Here is a 17,921-nt window from a genome sequence, read left to right as displayed (position 1 = left end):
GATGTTCGAGCTCTCGGGCAAGGCCCTGCGGTACCGGGACGATCTGCTCGCCTTCATGGACGAGCACGTCTATCCGGCGGAAGCGATCTTCGAAGCGCAGATGACCGAATCCGGTGACCCGCACTATCATCCGCCGATCCTCGAGGAACTCAAGACCGAGGCGCGCAAGCGCGGACTGTGGAATCTGTTCCACCCGCATCCCGGCCTGGGTGCGGGGCTGACCAATTCCGAGTACGCGCCGCTGGCCGAGATCATGGGCCGCAGTGCGCATCTCGCGCCGGAGGCCACCAATTGCAGTGCGCCCGATACCGGGAATATGGAGGTGCTGACGCTGTTCGGCACCGAGGAGCACCGGCGGGAGTGGCTCACTCCCCTGCTCGCCGGGGATATCCGTTCCGCGTTCGCCATGACCGAACCCGCGGTCGCGAGCTCGGACGCCACCAACATCCAGTTGCGGATGGACCGCGATGGCGACGATTACGTGCTCAACGGCCGTAAATGGTGGACCTCCAACGCATTACACCGCAACTGCAAGGTGCTCATCGTGATGGGCAAGACCGACCTCGACGCGCCGACGCATCGCCAGCAGAGCATGATGGTGGTCCCGCTCGACACTCCCGGCGTGACCGTCGTGCGCGGCCTCACCGTATTCGGCTACCAGGATCGAGAGGGCCACGCGGAGGTCGTCTTCGACAATGTCCGGGTCCCCCGCACCGCACTGCTGGCCGGGGAAGGCGACGGGTTCATGATCAGCCAGGCCCGGCTGGGCCCCGGCCGCATCCACCACTGCATGCGGGCCATCGGTATGGCCGAACGGGCCCTGGACCTGATGATCGATCGAGCCCAGGCGCGCACCACCTTCGGCGCTCCGGTCGCCGATCGGGCCAATATCCAGGACTGGATCGCCGAATCCCGCATCGAGATCGAGATGGTCCGGCTGCTGACGCTCAAGGCCGCGTATCTGATGGACACCGTCGGAAACAAGAACGCGCGCACCGAGATCGCCGCCATCAAGGTCGCCGCGCCGGAGATGGCGCTCAGGGTGATCGACCGGGCCATTCAGGTGCACGGCGGCGGTGGCGTCTCCGGCGATTTCCCGCTGGCCGCCATGTACGCGCATGTGCGGACGCTGCGGCTGGCCGACGGGCCGGACGAGGTGCACAAGCGCACCATCGCACAGCGCGAACTGCGGCGCCGGGATCCGTCCTGGGGCCGGAAAGGCTGAGCCGCCCAGATGAATTCGACGAGAAGGAGTCCCGCATGACGAAAACACAGCAGGTGCTGCTGGCCGAACGGCCGACCGGGCTGCCCACCGCGGACACCTGGACCGTGACCACGACCGAACTACCCCCGCTCACGCCGGGACAGATCCTGGTGAAGATCTCCTTCATCTCGCTGGATCCGGCCATGCGGGGCTGGCTCAACGATGTCCGGTCCTATCTGCCGCCGGTGGGTATCGGCGAGGTGATGCGGGCACTCGATATCGCCACCGTGGTCGAGTCCACCCATCCGGACTTCGCCGTCGGCGATACGGTCAGCGGCACCTTCGGTGTCACCGAGTACGCGATCAGCGACGGCCGCGGTGTGCGGCGGGTCGATCTGAACGCCGCGTCCGGGCCCACCTGGCTGGGTGCGCTCGGAATGCCCGGTATGACAGCGTATTTCGGCCTGCTCGAGGTCGGGAAGCTGCAACCCGGCGATATCGTGCTGGTCTCGGCGGCCGCGGGTGCGGTCGGCAGCGTGGCCGGGCAGATCGCGAAGGCCAAGGGCGCCACCGTGATCGGCATCGCGGGCGGTGCGCAGAAGTGCCGGATGCTCACCGAGGAGCTGGGTTTCGACGCGGCGATCGACTACCGAGCGGGCAATGTGCTGCGGCAACTGCGCGAGGTGGCCCCGGACGGCATCGATATCTACTTCGACAATGTGGGCGGTGAGATCCTCGATGCCGCCCTGGCCAACCTGCGCCGCGGCGCGCGCGTGGTGCTGTGCGGGGCGATCTCGGCTTACAACGAGCAGAAACCGCCGCCGGGGCCCTCGCGCTATATGTCGCTGCTGGTGTTCCGGGCGTCCATGACCGGGTTCGTGGTCTTCGACTACGCCGATCGCTACCCCGAGGCCGGTGCGCAGCTGGCGCAGTGGCTGGCCGAGGGCCGGATCAAGAGCCGCGAACATGTGGTCGAGGGCGGTGTGGCGCAGTTCGGCGAAACCCTGAACATGCTGTTCACCGGCGCGAACACCGGCAAGCTCGTCCTGGCGCTCTGACACCGTGCCGCGTCCCCGGCGCTGCTCCGGGCCGGGGACGCGGCACGGCCGCCTGACATGTCACGGTTCGACTGATGGGAGACTGGCCAGGTGATCGAATCAGCGGACCGCTCGCGCGCGGACGACACTCGCGCACGGCTGCTCGACGCCGCCGTGATCGCCTTCGCCGAACGCGGCTTCCACGGCTCGACGACCCGTGACGTCACCTCGATAGCGGGCTTGAGCACCGCCGCGATCTACGTGCACCACCGCTCCAAAGAGGAACTGCTCTACCAGATTTCGCGCACCGGCCACCTGGACACCCTCGAGCGCGTACAGGCGGCGATCGCCTCCTCGGCGGACCCCACCGAACAGCTCATCACCCTCATGCGCGACTTCGCGATCCATCACGCCCGCGCCCACACCGTCGCCCGCGTCATCAACTACGAACTAGCCGCCCTGTCCCCCGACCATCAGCGCGAGATCAAGGACATCCGCCACACCATCGACACCGAGGTCCGCAACCTCATCGAACACGGCGTCGCCGACGGCTCCTTCGACAACCCGAACCCCCATATGGCCGCGGTCGCCATCCTGTCCCTCGGCATCGATATCGCCCGCTGGTACCACGACAACGGCCCCTGGACACCCGAAGACCTCGGCGACTACTACGTCGACCTGGCCCTGCGCATCGTCGGCGCAAACCACCCGAATCAGGCTTAAGCACACCGACATGTAATAGAGATACCGACGGGTCGATATCTCTATTCGGAAATTGTGGCCTCGCAAGATAATTCACGGATTTCGCCGAATCAATTCGGACTATCCCTTTGCGGCACATTCGCGCATGCGCCGGACGTACACTCCTCGCGCGAAATATATTCGGCACCACCGAGGAGAACCCTGATGACGAAGCTCGACTGGACGACGGCTGTGACAACGGGTCCGGGTGGAGTACGCACCGAAGAAGCCGGGGTCGTCGCGGGCGAGGTCACGCTACGGACATTTTGGTCGGATTCCGATAGTCAGGCATTGGTTACCCTGCAGCACAAGGAAATACCGGACTGGTACACGATGTCGGGCAGTCCGGTCGATGCGCCGTCCGAAGCGGCGGGCAAAGCCGTCCACGAGGCCGCGGTCGATGCCGTGCGACAGGGCGGTGGCGCCACGGTCCCGCACAACCCATAGCGTCGGCAGATCCGAGAGAACCACCGAAAAGATGCGACACGGGGATATCGGAGATGACAGGATACGGTGAAACAGAAGGGATTTCACTCTGCCCCTGATCAACTGAGGGAACAGCTTTTCGACGCCGGGAACCTCACCCGATCCCGCACGTGCGTCCACCAGAAACTGACGGCACTGCCCTTCGGCGTGCCGGGTACATCAGTTCCTGGTGGACGCATAGCGCGCTGCGTGGTTCCCGGCGTGCGGGGGTGGGGCGGGCGATACTCACTGCTGTGAGTGGGTCGGAGAAGCAGACGGGTGATGATCAGGTGCCGGCGTGGGCGCGGCGGACCGCGGGGGAATCGCGGTGGTGGGCTACCGGGGCGATGGTGGGACTGCTGGGGTTGCAGTACTTTCTGCCGGATGAGCTGACACCCGGGCCGCGGTGGGTGGTGCCCGCGGTGGGGGCGGTGCTGCTGCTGGTGCTGGTGGCCGCCAGTCCGTATCGGCTGGACCGCGAGGAGATGCGGTTGCGGCGGCTGGGTTTGCTGCTCATGGCGCTGCTCGGGTTCACCATGATCTGGGCTGTCCTGCGTCTGGTGCAGGGCCTGATCGATGGATCGGTCAGCGATAATGCCGGTGGGCTGCTCGCCTCCGGCGCGGGGGTGTGGCTGTCGAATTTTCTGGTATTCGCGCTCTGGTATTGGGAATTCGATCGGGGCGGACCCGCGGCGCGGGCGCACGCGCGCAAGTCGTACCCCGATTTCCTGTTCGTGCAGATGCAGAATCCGGACCTGGCGGATCCCGAGTGGGAGCCGCAGTTCCTGGACTATCTGTATCTGTCGTTCACCAATGCGACCGCGTTCAGCCCGACCGATGTGATGCCCATGTCGCGCTGGGCCAAGCTCACCATGATGGTGCAGTCCGGCATCTCGCTGATCACCGTGAGTCTGGTGATCGCGCGAGCGGTCAACGTCTTGAAATAACTAGCGGTTGAACCACATATCGACCACGACCATGACCACGGCGATCACGATCAGGATTACCGCCAGGGACATGGACTGGCCGATGGTCATGCAGATACCGGCGGCCAGGAACAGGCTCAGGACCGGGGCCCAGACGAAGTAGTCGGGTGCGCCTAGCGCGCGCTTCTTCGCGACCGCCCCACGGGAGTTACCGGCACCGACACCTCGGTCACGCTGTACGCGACCACCATTAGCCCTGTCCACCTGCGACACACTACATTTCACCGGGCCATCGCGGGCGGAGAGGGGGTCAGCGGCGACGCAACAGGACACCGCGGACGAAAGCGGCCTGGCCGGAGTGCTGAATATCGTCGTCCACCACGCTGATCAGGCGCACACCCAAGGTCACCGGGGGATCCCAGCGGGTGTCGACAATGCGCGGGAGGTCGGCGTCGACCAGGACCGAGACATATTCGATGGTCTGCGCATGCACGGCGTCGTAATAGCCGAGCAGCAGCTCCGCTGAGACACCGGATAATTTCGCCACATCGGCGGCCTGATGCCCGTATCCCGTTGCGGCGTCATCGAAGACGAGATCGAAGCGCTTGGCCCAGCCCTGGGCTGTCCAGACCTGTTCCAGGCCCGCGACATCGGCGATATGGTCGTCCTGGACCCGGGTGAGATGCCAGATCAGCCAGGCGATGGAGTTCGCGCCCGGCTCCAGCTGTTCGGACAACTCCGCGGCGGTCAGCCCCTCGACCGCGCCGTGCACATTCTCCTTGACCCGGCCGAAGGCGTCGACCAGCAAATCAGCACTTGTCATGACCGAATCCAAGCACAGGATGGACCGGCATATTCCCGGGCTCGCCAGGGACAGTGTGGATCCCGGCCAAAAGCATCCCGGGATGACGAAGCGTCGCCTACTCAGCGGTGGGTGGGTCGAGGGGGCAGCTCGCAGCACCCCGGGACACAGGGCACGCCATTGAGAGTGCAACCCAGACTGGGCATATCGCTCAATTTCACCGGTGCGGCACCCGTGAGGCGCTCTTCCACGAGATCCACGACCATGCGTGCGAATCGAGCGTCACCACCGGCGGTCGCGGCGCGCGCGAAGGCCATACCGAGTTCGGCGGCACGCTGTTTCGCCTCATTGTCCAGATCCCAGATCACCTCGAGATGATCGGAGACGAACCCGATCGGGCAGACCACGACGGAGTTGACGCCCCGCACCGCGAGCGCATCCAGATGATCGACGATATCGGGCTCCAGCCACGGCACCTGCGGCGGACCGGAGCGGGACTGCCACACCAGGTCGTACTCGTCGAAACCGGTTGCGGCGGCGGCCAATCGGGACGCCTCGGCGACCTGACGGCTGTACAGCCGCTGCTCCCCCGGCGGACCGGAGGCATTGTCCGCGGAGACCGGAATGGAGTGCGCGGTGAACACCAGTCGCGTACCCGCCCGCCGATCCTCGGGCAGCGACGCCACGGCCGCGCGAATCCCGTCGGCCACCGACTCGATCAGCAGCGGATGATCGAAATACTGGCGCAGTTTCACCAGATCGGGCGCGTTGGCCACATCGGCCCGCGCCCGCGCGATGTCCTCGTGGTATTGCAGACATCCGGAGTACCCGCCCCACGCGGAGGTGGGAAACACCAGGGCGGAACGGATTCCGTCCACTCGCATCCCCTCGACGGTGTCCTCCACCATCGGATGCCAATTCCGATTACCGAAGTACACCGGCAAATCGATTCCGCGCGAAGCGAATTCGGCCTCGACTGCCTTGATGATGTCCAGGTTCAGCGCATTGATCGGCGATACCCCGCCGAAGTGCAGATAGTGTTCCGCGACTTCGGCGAGGCGCTCGGGCGGTACGCCCCGGCCCCGAGTGACGTTCTCCAGGAACGGCATAACGTCTTCGGGGCGCTCGGGACCGCCGAAGGACAGCAGTAGCAGCGCATCCACTTGTTCAGCAGCGGCATCCGCGGCCACGGCTACTCCTTCAGCTCTACTCAGTTGTTGAAACCGTCGGCCGGGAACCAGGTGTTGTGGCTGGCACCACCGTCGACGTAGATGATGGAACCGGTGGTGCCCGGCAGCCAGTCGGACAGCATGGTCACCACGGACTTGGCCACCACGGTCGGGTCGTCGACATCCCAGCCGATCGGCGACGCGCCGTCCCAGTAGGTGTTCAGCATGTTCAGCTGCTTGGCGTCATCGGTGGCGGTGCCCGCGATGGCCTTGGCGGCCAGGGTCTTGATCGGGCCCGCGGCGATCAGGTTGGAGCGAATGCGCTTGGCCTCGCCCACCTCTCGCGCCACGTACCGGTTCACCGATTCGAGCGCGGCCTTGGCCACACCCATCCAGTTGTAGTACGGCATGGCGGTGCGCGGATCGAAGTCCATGCCCACGATGGAGCCGCCCTCGTTCATGACCGGGAGTACCGCGCGCGCCAGTGAGGCGTACGACCACGCCGAGATCTCGAACGCCTTGGCGGCATCCGGGCCGGGACCGTCCAGGAACGGCATGGCCTCGGGGCCCATCAGGGTGCGCGGTGCGAACGCGATGGAGTGCAGCACACCGTCGATGCCCTCGGGAGCCAGCTCGCGGACCTTATCGGCCAGCTCGGCGAGGTTCTCCTCATTGGTGACATCGAGGCCGATGGCGGGGGGAACCTCCTGCGGCAGCCGCTTGGCGATCCGGTCGATCAGCCGCAGCCGCTCCGGAATACCGGTGATGATCACCTTCGCGCCCTGCTCCTGCGCGACCGCGGCCGCGTGGAAGGCGATCGACGAGTCGGTGATGATGCCGGTGATGAGCACGGTCTTGCCAGCAAGCAATCCACTCATGGGTTGTTCGGTTCTCCTCGTTCAAAAGTTCTGGGGGTCGGTGCGTTCGGGGTCCAGCTGAGCACTGTGTCTTTACAGTGACAAGCTCAGTGGCCCATGCCCATTCCGCCGTCGACGGGGATGATGGCACCGGAGATGTAGGACGCGTCGTCCGAGGCGAGGAAGCTGATCGCCGCGGCGACATCCTCGGCCTGGCCGATGCGACCGGCGGGGATGAATTCGAGGGCGGCCTTGCGCATCTCGGGGGTCATCTCATCGCGGGTCATATCGGTGTCGATCAGGCCGGGGGCGACCACGTTCGCGGTGATATTGCGCTTGCCGACCTCGCGGGTGATGGCGCGGGCCATACCGACCAGACCGGACTTGGCGGCGGCGTAGTTGACCTGACCGGGCGCGCCGACCTGGCCGACGACCGAACCCAGGAAGATGACCCGGCCCCAGCGGCCCTTGAGCATATTGCGGTTGGCGCGCTGGGCCACCCGCCACGCACCGGTGAGGTTCGCGTCGATGATCTTGGTGAACGAATCCTCGGTCATACGCATGAACAGCGTGTTGTCCACGATGCCCGCATTGGCCACGACGACCTCGACCGGACCCTGATGCGCCTCGACCTCGGTGAAGGCGCGATCGACGGATTCGCTATCGGTCACATCGCATTTCACGCCGAAGAGACCTTCGGGCACGCCCGACCCGCGATGGGTGACGGCCACCTTGTGCCCGTCGGCGAGCAGGCGCTGAGCCACCGCGAGGCCGATGCCGCGGTTACCGCCGGTCACCAGTACCGACCGGGATGTGATGTTCGACATAGAGGGAAACCTATCTGTTCGTGTTCGGGACTCGGCGCGCGGTACCGATTTACGGCAGACGCTGACGATAGAGCAGCGCGGTCACCACACCTGCGGCGGTCACCACGAGGCCCAGGAGCAACCACGGCCGGCTGGCATCGCCCATCGTCATCTCGTACCCGATTTGCTGTTCGAGGGTGTCGTAGACCTGGGTCAGCTCTTCGAGGCTGGAGGCGGTGTAGAAGTCGCCGCCGGAGAGCTTCGCGATCTCGCGCAGGGAATCGTCATCGACCGGAACCCGTACGCGCTGTGAGCCTTTGCCGTCCTGATCCGGAATCTCGACGGTGCCCCAGGTGGTGCCGAAGGAAATCGTCGAGACCGGGACGCCCTTCTCCTTCGCCAGACGCGCGGCGGTGAAACCGTGGCGGGGATTGTCGACATCCTTATCGTCCGGCACGGTCTGCTTACCGTCGGACATGAGCACAATCCGTGCGGGCGGCGGAGTTTCGGCGCCGCCGAGCACCGAGGCCAGGGTGTCGATCGATTGCAACGCGGTCAAGATGCCTTCACCGGTGGCGGTGCGCTCGGCCAGCTTCATATTGTCGATGGCCGCCTTGACGGCCTCGCGATTGGTGGTCGGCGACATCTGCACCGACGCGGTTCCGGCGAAGGTGACCAGACCCAGATTGATACCCGGGGTGAGTCCGTCCGCGAACTCCTTGGCGGCCTTCTTGGCCACCTGAATTCGACTCGGCGGCACATCGGTCGCCTCCATGGACAGCGATACGTCGATCACCAGAATGACGGTCGCGCGATTGCGCGCCACCTTCTTCGCGGCGGTCGGACCCGCGGCGGCGAAGGTCAGCAGAATCAGGCCGACCAACATCAGCGCCACCGGTGCGTGCCGGAACCAGCCGGGCTGACTCGGCGCGACCTTCTCCAGCATCTCCATATTGGAGAAGCGCAGCACATGCCTGCGCCGACGCCACTGCACCAGCACATAGATCAGCGCGATAATCGCCACCACGGCCAGGAAACCCAGCCACCATTGATGGGTGAAATTCGAAAGGCTCACTGTCGTGGCACCCGCCCGGCATTCGAGGCGCCGAAAGTATGGCGCCGGGTGGAGACGAACCTGACCACATCGGTGATCCAGTCCCGATCGGTACGCAATTCCATCACCGGCGCGCCACAACTCCGCAGCGCCGACTCCACCTGTGCACGGTGGCGCTGCGCGGCTTTCGCGTAATCGGCGCGCAGTGAGGAGGTGACACTGAATTCGCGGGTGCGGCCGGTCTCGGGATCGTGCAGCACCACATCGCCGAGTTCGGGCAGCTCGACATCGCGCGGATCGAGCACCTCGACCGCGAGCAGATCGTGCCGGCCCGAGATGGCGCGCAGGGACCGCTGCCAATCGATATCGCCGAGGAAATCGGAGATGACAACGGCGAGACCGCGTTTGCGCTGCGGTCGGCGCAACGATTCGATCGCGCCCTGCAGATCCCCGCGCACCCCGTCGCGGGCGTGCGGGGTGGTCGCGATCTTGCGCAGCATGGTCTGCGCGTGCACCCGACCGCTGCGGGCCGGAATGCGAATCAGCTCTTCACCATTGGCGATGACGGCACCGATCCGGTTACCGCCGCCACCGGTCAGATGGGTGACCGCGGCCGCGGCCGCCACCGCCAGATCGCGCTTCTCGCACAGCGCGGTGCCGAAGTCGAGGCTGGCGGAGAGGTCCACCACCAGCCAGGTCTCCAGTTCGCGGTCGGCGATGGTCTGCCGGACATGCGCGTGCGTGGTGCGGGCGGTGACCGACCAATCCATCTGGCGCACATCATCACCCGGCTGATACATGCGCGCATCACCGGCATCGGAGCCCGGGCCCGGGATCAGGCCGAGGTGATCACCGTGCAGAACGCCATCCAGGCGGCGGCGCACGGTGAGTTCGAGGGTCTTCAACGCCGCCGCCAGACGCGGGTCTGTCAGCTCACCCTGCCGGAACGAGGGTGGGGCGTGCGAGGAGCCGCTGGGAGTTGAGATCGTCACGGGCGCAACCGAATCCGAGGCCCGCCTCACTTGGGCTGAGGCTGGCCGGGAACCCCTTGCACCTGACCGTTAGGGGCCTGCGGCGGCTGCGGAATACCCTGCTGCCCCTGCGGCGGCTGCGGAATTCCGGGCGCCGGCTGCGGCTGACCGTGCGGACCCATGACCGGCGGTGCGGCGGGCATCGGCGCGGGCGCGCCGCCCGGGGCGACGGCCTGCGGGGCCACCTGCGGCAGACCGACCGTCTGCAGTACGCGCTTGATCACGTCATCGGGCGAAACCTCGTCGGCGAGCGCGTCGTACGACAGCACCAGGCGGTGCCGCAGCACATCCGGAATCACCTCGACGACATCCTGCGGGACCACGTAATCGCGACCGCGGATCAGCGCGACCGCACGCGCGGCGGCGATGATGCCCAGGCTCGCGCGCGGCGAGGCGCCGTAGGAGATCCATCCGGCGACATCGTGCATACCGAAGTCGGCGGGCTTACGGGTGGCGGCGATAACCCGGACCACGTAATCCACCAGCGCGTGATGCACGAAGGTGTTCGCGGCGACCTTCTGCAGGCGCACCAGCTCATCCGGATCCAGTACCGGCTTGGCCTCCGGCGGAGTGACACCCATCCGGTAGATGATCTCGCGCTCCTCCTCGACGGAGGGGTAGTCCACAACCACCTTGAACAGGAAGCGGTCGCGCTGCGCCTCGGGCAGCGGGTACACGCCTTCGCTCTCGATGGGGTTCTGAGTCGCCATGACCAGGAACGGATTCGGCATCGGATAGGTCTTGCCACCGATGGAGACATGCCGCTCGGCCATTACCTCGAGCAGCGCCGACTGCACCTTGGCGGGTGCGCGGTTGATCTCGTCCGCGAGTACGAAGTTCGCCACCACCGGACCGAGTTCGGTATCGAACTCCTCGCGGCCCTGCCGGTAGATGCGGGTACCGACGAGGTCGGTGGGCACCAGGTCGGGGGTGAACTGCACGCGGGAGAAGCTGCCGCCCACCACCTTTGCGAAGGTCTCCACGGCCAGGGTCTTGGCGATACCGGGCACACCCTCGAGCAGCACATGACCGCGCGCGAGCACACCTACCAACAGCCGTTCGACCAGCCGATCCTGCCCGACGATCACCCGTTTGACTTCGTAAATCGCCTTTTCCAGGGTCTGGACATCGCGCTCGAGGGTGTTCGGCGGCGGCGCGTCCTTCACCGTACTCACTCCGCTCACACCATCAGTCGAAGTCACCAAAATCCCCGCTTTCGCATTGGTCCTGTGCGTTCCGCCCCAACTATTCCAGGTATCCGGCGCGTTCGCCGCACCCGGTTGGGGTCCGACGCCCAAGTCGCGTCGCGGGCGGATCACGAATTTCGTTCGATCCTGCCGTCGATACCCGGACGACCTGGGAATTCGACTCGAATCTCAGCATTTCCACAGTGTGTTCGCAGCGCGCATCCACCGGTTCGCGCGAGTGTCGTGCGCGTCCGGACGGGTATGCGGCACATAGTGAGCAACGAAGGGAGAACATCGTGTCCGAGACCTGGGCGCGCGACCTCGGAGCCGAACACGAGCCCGCCGAAACCGGCACCGAGCACCGCTGCCGCGCCGACCGCATGACCGACGGACGGCATGAGACGGGAGTCGAACGGCTGGACCGCAATTGGAGCAGTCTGATCCAGGAATTGCGCGTCGTGGAAACCGGTGTGCAGCTGTTGACCGGATTCCTGCTCACACTTCCCTTCCAGAACCGTTTTCAGCTGCTCTCGGGCTCGATGCGGGTGCTCTATCTGGCAGTCGTGACCGCATCGATCGCCGCCACGGTATGCCTGATCGCGCCGGTGGCAGCGCATCGAATCCTGTTCCGGCGACATCGAATCGAGAATGTGGTGACCGCGGCGCACCGCTATGCGATAGCGGGCCTCGGATTACTGGGTCTGGCATTGATCGGCACGGCGGTATTGATATTCGATACGGTCGCCGGACCGATACCGGCAGCTGTCGCGGGCACCGCGTTCGCCATATTGTTCGCTGCGGTCTGGGTACTGCATCCCTGGCGTCAGCGACGCGGGCGGATCGGCTGACCGGTTCAGAGCGCATCGAGCTCGCGAGCCAGGTCATCGAGGCCGAGTGAACCCTGCGAGAGTGCCGCCATATGCCAAGCCCCGAGATCGAAGGCGGCGCCGTGCTTCTCGCGGGCGGCCGCACGCCCGGCCAGCCAGACCCGTTCACCGAGTTTGTAGCAGATGGCCTGGCCCGGAATGCTCAGGTAGCGAACCATTTCGCTGTCGAGTTGATCGGCGGGCAGGCCGCAGTAGCGGCCGTAGAAATCACGGGCACTGCGCACATTCATGACCTCACCCGCCGAGGCGGGGGCATCGGCGGGGAAGGCCATTCCGGCGTGGATGCCGATATCGATGATCACCCGTTGCACGCGTTGCATCTGTGCGTTGAGGAAACCCAACTGCGCGGCCGGATCGGTCAGATAGCCGAGTTCGTTCATGAGCTGTTCGGCGTAGAGTGCCCAGCCCTCGGCATTGGCGGCGACGAAACCCTGACTGATCTGGAACAGGGACAGCTCTTTCGCCAGATAGGTCCATTGGCCCAGCTGCATATGGTGGCCGGGCGCGCTTTCGTGATACCAGAGCGCGATCAGATTCCAGATCGGCATGCGGGTGCGACCGCGAGTGGGCAACCAGGTGCGCCCGGGGCGGGCGAAGTCGACGGTGGGTTGGCTGTAATACGGTGCGGCCATCGACCCCGCGGGGGCGATCATGGCCTCGACCTGCCGGAGCGGTTCCGCGAGGTCGAAGTACGTGCCCTGTAGGTCCGCGATGGCCTTGTCGATGAGGCTTTGCAGGTAGTGCAGGATGTCGTCCGGGACGGCATAGGATTCGCCGTTCTCGGTCAGCCAGGCCATGGTTTCCAAGGGCTGGGAGCCGGAACGTACTGTGTCCGAAGCGGTTCGCATGCGTGCCCACACATCGTGGAACTGCTCCCAGGCCCAGTGGTAGGCCTCGTCGAGATCCAGGTCCGCACCCGTCCAGAAGCGAGCGAAGCGCCGGTAGCGTTCGCGGCCTACGGTGTCGGACTGTCCGGCCGCGGCGGGTGCGTAGGTTCGAGTCAGCCAATCCCGCATCTCGGCGAAGGCGGCGGCGGTGGCCGCCGCCGCGCTATCCAGTTGGGGGCGAACCGATTCCGGTGCGGTGGCGGCGAAATCCTGGAACCAGCTGCCCGACTTCCCGGTCAATAGCTGTCCGAGGCTGTCGATGACCACCCCGACGGGGGTCGGCCCCGACAGCAATCCGCGTTCGATACCGACCCCGAGCGTGGCACGGTACTGGCGCAGGGCCTCCGGAATTCGCCGCATACGGCGGTCGATCACCTGCCACTGCTCCGGCGTATCGGTCGGCATGAGGGTGAACAGGTCTCGAATGCCCATCAATGGGGAGGAGGTCGGTGCGGTCAGTGTCCAGCCGCCGTTGAACACACCGACGGTGCGCAGGTCCTCCCCCGCCTCGCGCATGGCGATCTCGGCATTCAACCGCTCCCGCAGCAGCACGGCGCATCGGCGTTCCACATCCGGCAAGGTGGAGCCGCTCCGCTCGACAGTCGTGAGCTGGGCGAGGGTCTTGCGCGCGAGGTCACCGATCGCGGCGAGCCCCTCCGGCGTCAGATCGGGAAGTTCGTCGTTGTCCGGATCGAATCCGAGTCGGACCGCGAGGGCCGGATCGAGTTCGGCCAGGGCGTGGACGTAGTTATCGGCGACGGCGCGCGGCGTGGTCGCGGTGGGGTCTGTGTGCTGAGCCATGGCGCATTACCTCTCGGGCAGGAAGTGGGGCAGCGAAGGCACACGCTCGACGAACAGATTTCAGTGTGGTCCAGGCGGCTGAGTCGAAATACTCTGGCCCCCGGATGTCGAGAACCTGGAATCGGCTCCGTCCTCGTAGTAGAAGCGGCCCGAGACGAGTCGCGCCAAGCACTGAGGAGAAGACATCATGGCGAAGTACCTGCTGCTCAAGCACTATCGCGGTGCACCGGCCGCGGTGAACGACGTGCCGATGGACAAGTGGACGCCGGAGGAGATCTCGGCGCATGTGCGGTACATGAACGATTTCGCGGCTCGGCTGGAGAAGAGCGGGGAGTTCGTCGACAGTCGGGCGCTCGCCCCGGAGGGGGTGTTCGTCCGATTCGACGGTGCGGGGCGGCCGCCGGTCACCGATGGACCGTTCGCCGAGACCAAGGACCTCATCGCCGGGTGGATGGTGATCGATGTCGACAGCTACGAGCGCGCGCTCGAATTGGCCGGTGAGCTGTCCGCCGCGCCCGGCGCCGGTGGGAAACCGATTCACGAATGGCTCGAATTGCGCCCGTTCTACAGCGCGTCGCCCACTATCGCAGAGTGCGACTTCCACGGTGAATGAGGTTCTGCTCCGCAGCCTTACCCCCGGCGTGCTCGGGATACTCGTGCGCCGCGGAGCTGATTTCGCGGCGGCCGAGGACGCGGTACAGGAGGCGTTGATCGAGGCGGTGCGGGTGTGGCCGGACGACCCGCCGCGCGATCCCAAGGGCTGGCTGGTCACGGTGGCCTGGCGCAAATTCCTGGACGAGACCCGCGCCGAGGCGGCACGACGGCGGCGGGAGGACCTCATCGACGAGGAGCCCGCTCCCGGACCCGCGGTCGAGGCCGACGACTCGCTGCAGCTCTATTTCCTCTGCGCGCATCCGTCTTTGACACCCTCGTCGGCGGTCGCCCTCACGCTGCGCGCGGTCGGCGGCCTGACCACCCGTCAGATCGCGCAGGCGTACCTGGTGCCCGAGGCGACCATGGCCCAGCGGATCAGCCGGGCCAAACGCACCATCGCGAACGTGCGGTTCGATCAGCCCGGCGATGTCGCCACCGTGCTGCGGGTGCTCTATCTGGTCTTCAACGAGGGCTACTCCGGCGATATCGACCTCGCCGCCGAGGCCATTCGGCTCACTCGGCAACTCGCGACCACGATCGACCATCCCGAGGTGGCCGGGCTGCTCGCACTCATGCTGCTGCACCATGCCCGGCGTGCCGCCCGGACCGCGGCCGATGGGAGTCTGGTGCCGCTCGCCGCCCAGGATCGCGGTCGATGGGATACCTCGATGATCGCGGAGGGCGTCATGATCCTGCAGGCCGCCCTGGCCCGGGACCGGCTGGGCGAATTCCAGGCCCAGGCCGCCATCGCCGCACTGCACGCGGACGCGCGGACCGCCGCCGAGACCGACTGGGTGCAGATCGTCGAGTGGTACGACGAACTCATCCGCCTGACCGACAGCCCGATCGCGCGCCTCAATCGAGCGGTCGCGGCAGGCGAAGCGGACGGCCCCCGCGCCGGACTGAAAGAGCTTGCGGCACTCGATGATTCACTCCCCCGCCATACGGCGGTCGCGGCGTACCTGCACGAGCGCGACGGCGACCTGACCACGGCGGCACGGCTCTACACCGAGGCGGCGCGCAGTGCACCCAATCTTCCCGAACGCGACCATCTGACTCGCCAGGCCGCGCGACTGAACAACCGCGAGCATCCGGGGACATAGCGCCACTCTATGGACGCATAGCAACGCTACCGGTGCCGGAGCGAGGCCGGCTGAGGCATCGTCGACGGTAATTGACTATGTGCCTTCTGCGGGTGCCTGTCTCGTCGCTTTGACCGCTTCTCGGAATACCTCATAAGCGACCGGTACGCGCCGGACTGGCGTAATGCCGGGTGGTCGCCGATGGAGATGCAACCATTCATTTGTTTCTGCGGTTCCAGCACGAGGTACAGGACAACGCTCGCTACGGCCAATGCCCGGAAAGGATTCCTGCCTCATGTACACCCTGCTGTTCGCGCTGGTCTTGATGAGTGTGCTCGCGATTGCCCGGGCATGGCCACCGCGTTTCACCTGGGCGTTGTGCACGGTGACACTCGCCTTGCTCGTCCTATCCGTTGTCCCCCACATTGTCGGACGAGAATTCGGAATCGCGCTGTGATCCCCCGTGCGGCGACTTCGATGACAACCGATGCCGCGACAGCGCGGACAGGCCGGTCTCACCACCTGGGCCTGTGGTTCGCTCATCTCTATGTGCTCGGCATTTGCGGAACACTCGCCGGGGCCTACTTCTTCCAGTTCGCGCTCGGGGAATACCCGTGTTCGATGTGTCTCCAGCAGCGAATGTTCTTCCTGCTCAGCGCAATCGGCCCGGCTTACATCATAGCCCGCGCACGCGAAGGCGCGGTAACCACACCACAATTCGCCACCGGATGGGGCTGGGCGATTCTGGTCGCGGTGCTGGGCGGTATCGAATCGGGATCCCAGACACTGATGCACATCATTCCACCCGATCCCGGTTATGCCGGAACACTTTTCGGGCTTCATCTGTACACGTGGGCACTGCTCGTCTTCATCGCGGCCGTCATCGCGTGTGCCATTGTCCTGATACTCGCCCCCATGAGCGAACCACTCGATGCAGGCGTCAACTCGCCCGCATTTCGGAAAGCGGCCTCGGTGACGCTCACCGTTCTGGTTCTCTTCGCCGCGACCAATCTGTTCTTCTGTTTCCTGGAGCAGGGATTCCACTGGCAGATGCCCGGCGATCCGGACGGCTACGAGTTCTTCTCCGACCTCGGAATAACTGATTGATTATCGCCATGGACGGCACCAGCGAAGGCGGCTCGATGAAACGACCCCGGCTTTTGTCCGCACTCCAGTCACCCCATCAGGTATTCGGCCATCTGGGACCCAACTGGTTCGCGCCCGTCATGGGGACCGGCATCGTGGCTACCGCGGCGGCCACGTTGCCGGTGCGGATCCCGGGACTATCGGTGTTCGCCCGGGTTGTATGGGTACTCGCCGCGGCCACGCTGCTGGCAGTCGTCCTCGCGATGGCCGTGCATTGGATTCGGCATCCGGCTACCGCTCGCAGCCACGTCTACAACCCGCAGATGGCGCATTTCTACGGTGCCGCGCCAATGGCGCTACTCACCGTCGGGGCCGGTGCGCTGCTGACCGGAAAGCCACTCCTCGGCGAGCACGTGGCCATCAGGCTCGATTGGGTGCTGTGGACCGCGGGCACCGTGGGTGGCCTGTTCACGGCGGTCGTCGTCCCCTACGTCATGTTCACCCAACACAATGTCGAGTCCGACGGCGCCTTCGGCGGGTGGCTCATGCCCGTCGTGCCACCGATGGTTTCCGCCGCCACCGGCGCACTGCTCATCCCCCATGCGGGGTCCGGCTCCGGCCCCGCGACCCTGCTCTACGGCTGTTACGCGATGTTCGGGCTATCGCTGTTCGCCTCGATCATCATCATCACGATGATCTGGAGTCGCCTGACACATTTCGGCAGCTCCGGAACCGCACGCGTGCCGACCCTGTGGATCGTGCTCGGCCCCCTCGGACAATCCATCACCGCCGCAGGCCTTCTCGGGAGCGCCGCGCCCCTCGCGGTCACTCCGGACGTCGCCGCCGGGTTGCGGGTGTTCGCCGTCATTTTCGGAGTTCCGATCTGGGGGTTCGCGGTGCTGTGGATCGCCCTCGCTACCGCGCTGACCGTGCGAACCCTGCGGGCCGGAATGCCTTTCGCGCTGACCTGGTGGAGCTTGACGTTCCCGGTCGGCACCTTCGTGACCGGTACCACGCAACTGGCCGTGCACACCGACCTGCCCGCTTTTCGGGTCGGCGCTGTCGCCGCGTTCGCCGGGCTGCTGTTCACGTGGTGCTTGGTCGCGATCCGAACCGCGATGGGCAGCATTCGCGGACATCTGTTCCTGCCCCCTCCCGCAGCGGCACCGATCAAGGCCGGCAAAGGACCTGCCCGCCGGAACCTGAACAGCCCAACCCCTTGACGAGTCTCGCCGCAGAACATTG

20 protein-coding genes are annotated in these 17,921 nt (G+C 65.8%); 11 read left to right on the top strand and 9 right to left on the bottom strand.

Going from position 1 to position 17,921, the window contains the following annotated elements:
- Window position 1: 1 nt before the first annotated feature.
- The 5 genes from OHB26_RS29180 to OHB26_RS29160 all read left to right on the top strand — a co-directional run bounded on the left by OHB26_RS29180 (window position 2) and on the right by OHB26_RS29160 (window position 4,394).
- Window positions 2-1,225, top strand: a complete 1,224-nt coding sequence (locus OHB26_RS29180) for an acyl-CoA dehydrogenase family protein (RefSeq protein WP_330180462.1) — start codon at window positions 2-4, stop codon at window positions 1,223-1,225.
- Between the two features lie 35 nt (window positions 1,226-1,260).
- Complete coding sequence (locus tag OHB26_RS29175) at window positions 1,261-2,262, top strand: NADP-dependent oxidoreductase (RefSeq protein ID WP_330180461.1); 1,002 nt, start codon at window positions 1,261-1,263, stop codon at window positions 2,260-2,262.
- Between the two features lie 90 nt (window positions 2,263-2,352).
- Window positions 2,353-2,964 carry a TetR/AcrR family transcriptional regulator gene (locus OHB26_RS29170; RefSeq protein WP_330180460.1) on the top strand — a complete coding sequence of 204 codons (612 nt, stop codon included), beginning with the start codon at window positions 2,353-2,355 and terminating at the stop codon, window positions 2,962-2,964.
- Window positions 2,965-3,147: 183 nt separating this feature from the next.
- The gene (locus tag OHB26_RS29165) at window positions 3,148-3,429 is read left to right on the top strand and encodes a hypothetical protein (protein WP_330180459.1); all 282 of its coding nucleotides are present in this window, start codon (window positions 3,148-3,150) and stop codon (window positions 3,427-3,429) included.
- Between the two features lie 272 nt (window positions 3,430-3,701).
- Window positions 3,702-4,394 (top strand): hypothetical protein, encoded by a 693-nt coding sequence (locus OHB26_RS29160; protein ID WP_330180458.1) that lies wholly within the window; start codon window positions 3,702-3,704, stop codon window positions 4,392-4,394.
- On the opposite strand, the gene OHB26_RS29155 is transcribed toward OHB26_RS29160, so the two are convergent.
- The 8 genes from OHB26_RS29155 to OHB26_RS29120 form a co-directional block, all read right to left on the bottom strand.
- Complete coding sequence (locus tag OHB26_RS29155; RefSeq protein WP_330180457.1) at window positions 4,395-4,637, bottom strand: hypothetical protein; 243 nt, start codon at window positions 4,635-4,637, stop codon at window positions 4,395-4,397. It abuts the gene before it with no gap.
- A gap of 46 nt (window positions 4,638-4,683) precedes the next feature.
- Window positions 4,684-5,196, bottom strand: coding sequence for a mycothiol transferase (locus OHB26_RS29150; RefSeq protein ID WP_330180456.1), 513 nt, complete (start codon window positions 5,194-5,196; stop codon window positions 4,684-4,686).
- A gap of 101 nt (window positions 5,197-5,297) precedes the next feature.
- On the bottom strand, window positions 5,298-6,365 hold the full coding sequence (locus OHB26_RS29145) for a ferrochelatase (RefSeq protein ID WP_330180455.1): 1,068 nt from the start codon (window positions 6,363-6,365) through the stop codon (window positions 5,298-5,300).
- Between the two features lie 20 nt (window positions 6,366-6,385).
- Window positions 6,386-7,222 carry an NADH-dependent enoyl-ACP reductase InhA gene (gene inhA, locus OHB26_RS29140; protein WP_330180454.1) on the bottom strand — a complete coding sequence of 279 codons (837 nt, stop codon included), beginning with the start codon at window positions 7,220-7,222 and terminating at the stop codon, window positions 6,386-6,388.
- A gap of 86 nt (window positions 7,223-7,308) precedes the next feature.
- A complete protein-coding gene (gene fabG1, locus OHB26_RS29135; protein ID WP_330180453.1) occupies window positions 7,309-8,028 on the bottom strand; it encodes a 3-oxoacyl-ACP reductase FabG1 in 720 nt (239 codons plus the stop codon).
- A 49-nt stretch (window positions 8,029-8,077) separates the two neighbouring features.
- On the bottom strand, window positions 8,078-9,082 hold the full coding sequence (locus tag OHB26_RS29130) for a VWA domain-containing protein (protein ID WP_330180452.1): 1,005 nt from the start codon (window positions 9,080-9,082) through the stop codon (window positions 8,078-8,080).
- Entirely contained in the window at window positions 9,079-10,053 is a 975-nt protein-coding gene (locus OHB26_RS29125; RefSeq protein ID WP_442942735.1) for a DUF58 domain-containing protein, read from the bottom strand. Before OHB26_RS29125 ends, OHB26_RS29130 begins: the two co-directional genes overlap by 4 nt.
- Before the next feature lie 26 nt (window positions 10,054-10,079).
- Window positions 10,080-11,276, bottom strand: coding sequence for an AAA family ATPase (locus OHB26_RS29120; protein ID WP_442942734.1), 1,197 nt, complete (start codon window positions 11,274-11,276; stop codon window positions 10,080-10,082).
- Window positions 11,277-11,659: 383 nt separating this feature from the next.
- Between OHB26_RS29120 and OHB26_RS29115 the strand changes: the two genes are divergently transcribed.
- Window positions 11,660-12,127 (top strand): DUF6328 family protein, encoded by a 468-nt coding sequence (locus OHB26_RS29115; RefSeq protein WP_330185812.1) that lies wholly within the window; start codon window positions 11,660-11,662, stop codon window positions 12,125-12,127.
- A 5-nt stretch (window positions 12,128-12,132) separates the two neighbouring features.
- Here the strand turns inward: OHB26_RS29115 and OHB26_RS29110 are convergent, their stop codons facing one another.
- Window positions 12,133-13,854: a DUF885 domain-containing protein gene (locus OHB26_RS29110; protein ID WP_330180450.1), complete on the bottom strand. Its 1,722-nt coding sequence runs from the start codon at window positions 13,852-13,854 to the stop codon at window positions 12,133-12,135.
- Between the two features lie 187 nt (window positions 13,855-14,041).
- Here OHB26_RS29110 and OHB26_RS29105 point away from each other — a divergent pair, with 187 nt between their 5' ends.
- From OHB26_RS29105 to OHB26_RS29085, 5 genes are all read left to right on the top strand, one after another.
- Complete coding sequence (locus OHB26_RS29105) at window positions 14,042-14,467, top strand: YciI family protein (RefSeq protein WP_330180449.1); 426 nt, start codon at window positions 14,042-14,044, stop codon at window positions 14,465-14,467.
- Window positions 14,460-15,611, top strand: coding sequence for an RNA polymerase sigma factor (locus OHB26_RS29100; RefSeq protein WP_330180448.1), 1,152 nt, complete (start codon window positions 14,460-14,462; stop codon window positions 15,609-15,611). The genes OHB26_RS29105 and OHB26_RS29100 overlap by 8 nt, the downstream gene beginning before the upstream one ends.
- A gap of 274 nt (window positions 15,612-15,885) precedes the next feature.
- Complete coding sequence (locus tag OHB26_RS29095; RefSeq protein ID WP_330180447.1) at window positions 15,886-16,047, top strand: hypothetical protein; 162 nt, start codon at window positions 15,886-15,888, stop codon at window positions 16,045-16,047.
- Between the two features lie 20 nt (window positions 16,048-16,067).
- Window positions 16,068-16,697, top strand: coding sequence for a disulfide bond formation protein B (locus OHB26_RS29090; protein ID WP_330180446.1), 630 nt, complete (start codon window positions 16,068-16,070; stop codon window positions 16,695-16,697).
- Between the two features lie 35 nt (window positions 16,698-16,732).
- The gene (locus OHB26_RS29085) at window positions 16,733-17,899 is read left to right on the top strand and encodes a TDT family transporter (protein ID WP_330180445.1); all 1,167 of its coding nucleotides are present in this window, start codon (window positions 16,733-16,735) and stop codon (window positions 17,897-17,899) included.
- Window positions 17,900-17,921 lie beyond the last annotated feature (22 nt).

Source organism: Nocardia sp. NBC_01503, assembly GCF_036327755.1.
Classification (GTDB): domain Bacteria; phylum Actinomycetota; class Actinomycetes; order Mycobacteriales; family Mycobacteriaceae; genus Nocardia.
This window is presented reverse-complemented; position numbering and strand designations above follow the sequence as displayed.

Coding starts and splice junctions, on each gene's coding strand:
- OHB26_RS29085 (WP_330180445.1), top strand. CDS start 16,733: ATGAAACGACCCCGGCTTTTGTCCGCACTCCAGTCACCCCATCAGGTA.
- fabG1 (WP_330180453.1), bottom strand. CDS start 8,028: ATGTCGAACATCACATCCCGGTCGGTACTGGTGACCGGCGGTAACCGC.
- OHB26_RS29095 (WP_330180447.1), top strand. CDS start 15,886: ATGTACACCCTGCTGTTCGCGCTGGTCTTGATGAGTGTGCTCGCGATT.
- OHB26_RS29150 (WP_330180456.1), bottom strand. CDS start 5,196: ATGACAAGTGCTGATTTGCTGGTCGACGCCTTCGGCCGGGTCAAGGAG.
- OHB26_RS29090 (WP_330180446.1), top strand. CDS start 16,068: ATGACAACCGATGCCGCGACAGCGCGGACAGGCCGGTCTCACCACCTG.
- OHB26_RS29175 (WP_330180461.1), top strand. CDS start 1,261: ATGACGAAAACACAGCAGGTGCTGCTGGCCGAACGGCCGACCGGGCTG.
- inhA (WP_330180454.1), bottom strand. CDS start 7,222: ATGAGTGGATTGCTTGCTGGCAAGACCGTGCTCATCACCGGCATCATC.
- OHB26_RS29110 (WP_330180450.1), bottom strand. CDS start 13,854: ATGGCTCAGCACACAGACCCCACCGCGACCACGCCGCGCGCCGTCGCC.
- OHB26_RS29180 (WP_330180462.1), top strand. CDS start 2: ATGTTCGAGCTCTCGGGCAAGGCCCTGCGGTACCGGGACGATCTGCTC.
- OHB26_RS29165 (WP_330180459.1), top strand. CDS start 3,148: ATGACGAAGCTCGACTGGACGACGGCTGTGACAACGGGTCCGGGTGGA.
- OHB26_RS29105 (WP_330180449.1), top strand. CDS start 14,042: ATGGCGAAGTACCTGCTGCTCAAGCACTATCGCGGTGCACCGGCCGCG.
- OHB26_RS29115 (WP_330185812.1), top strand. CDS start 11,660: ATGACCGACGGACGGCATGAGACGGGAGTCGAACGGCTGGACCGCAAT.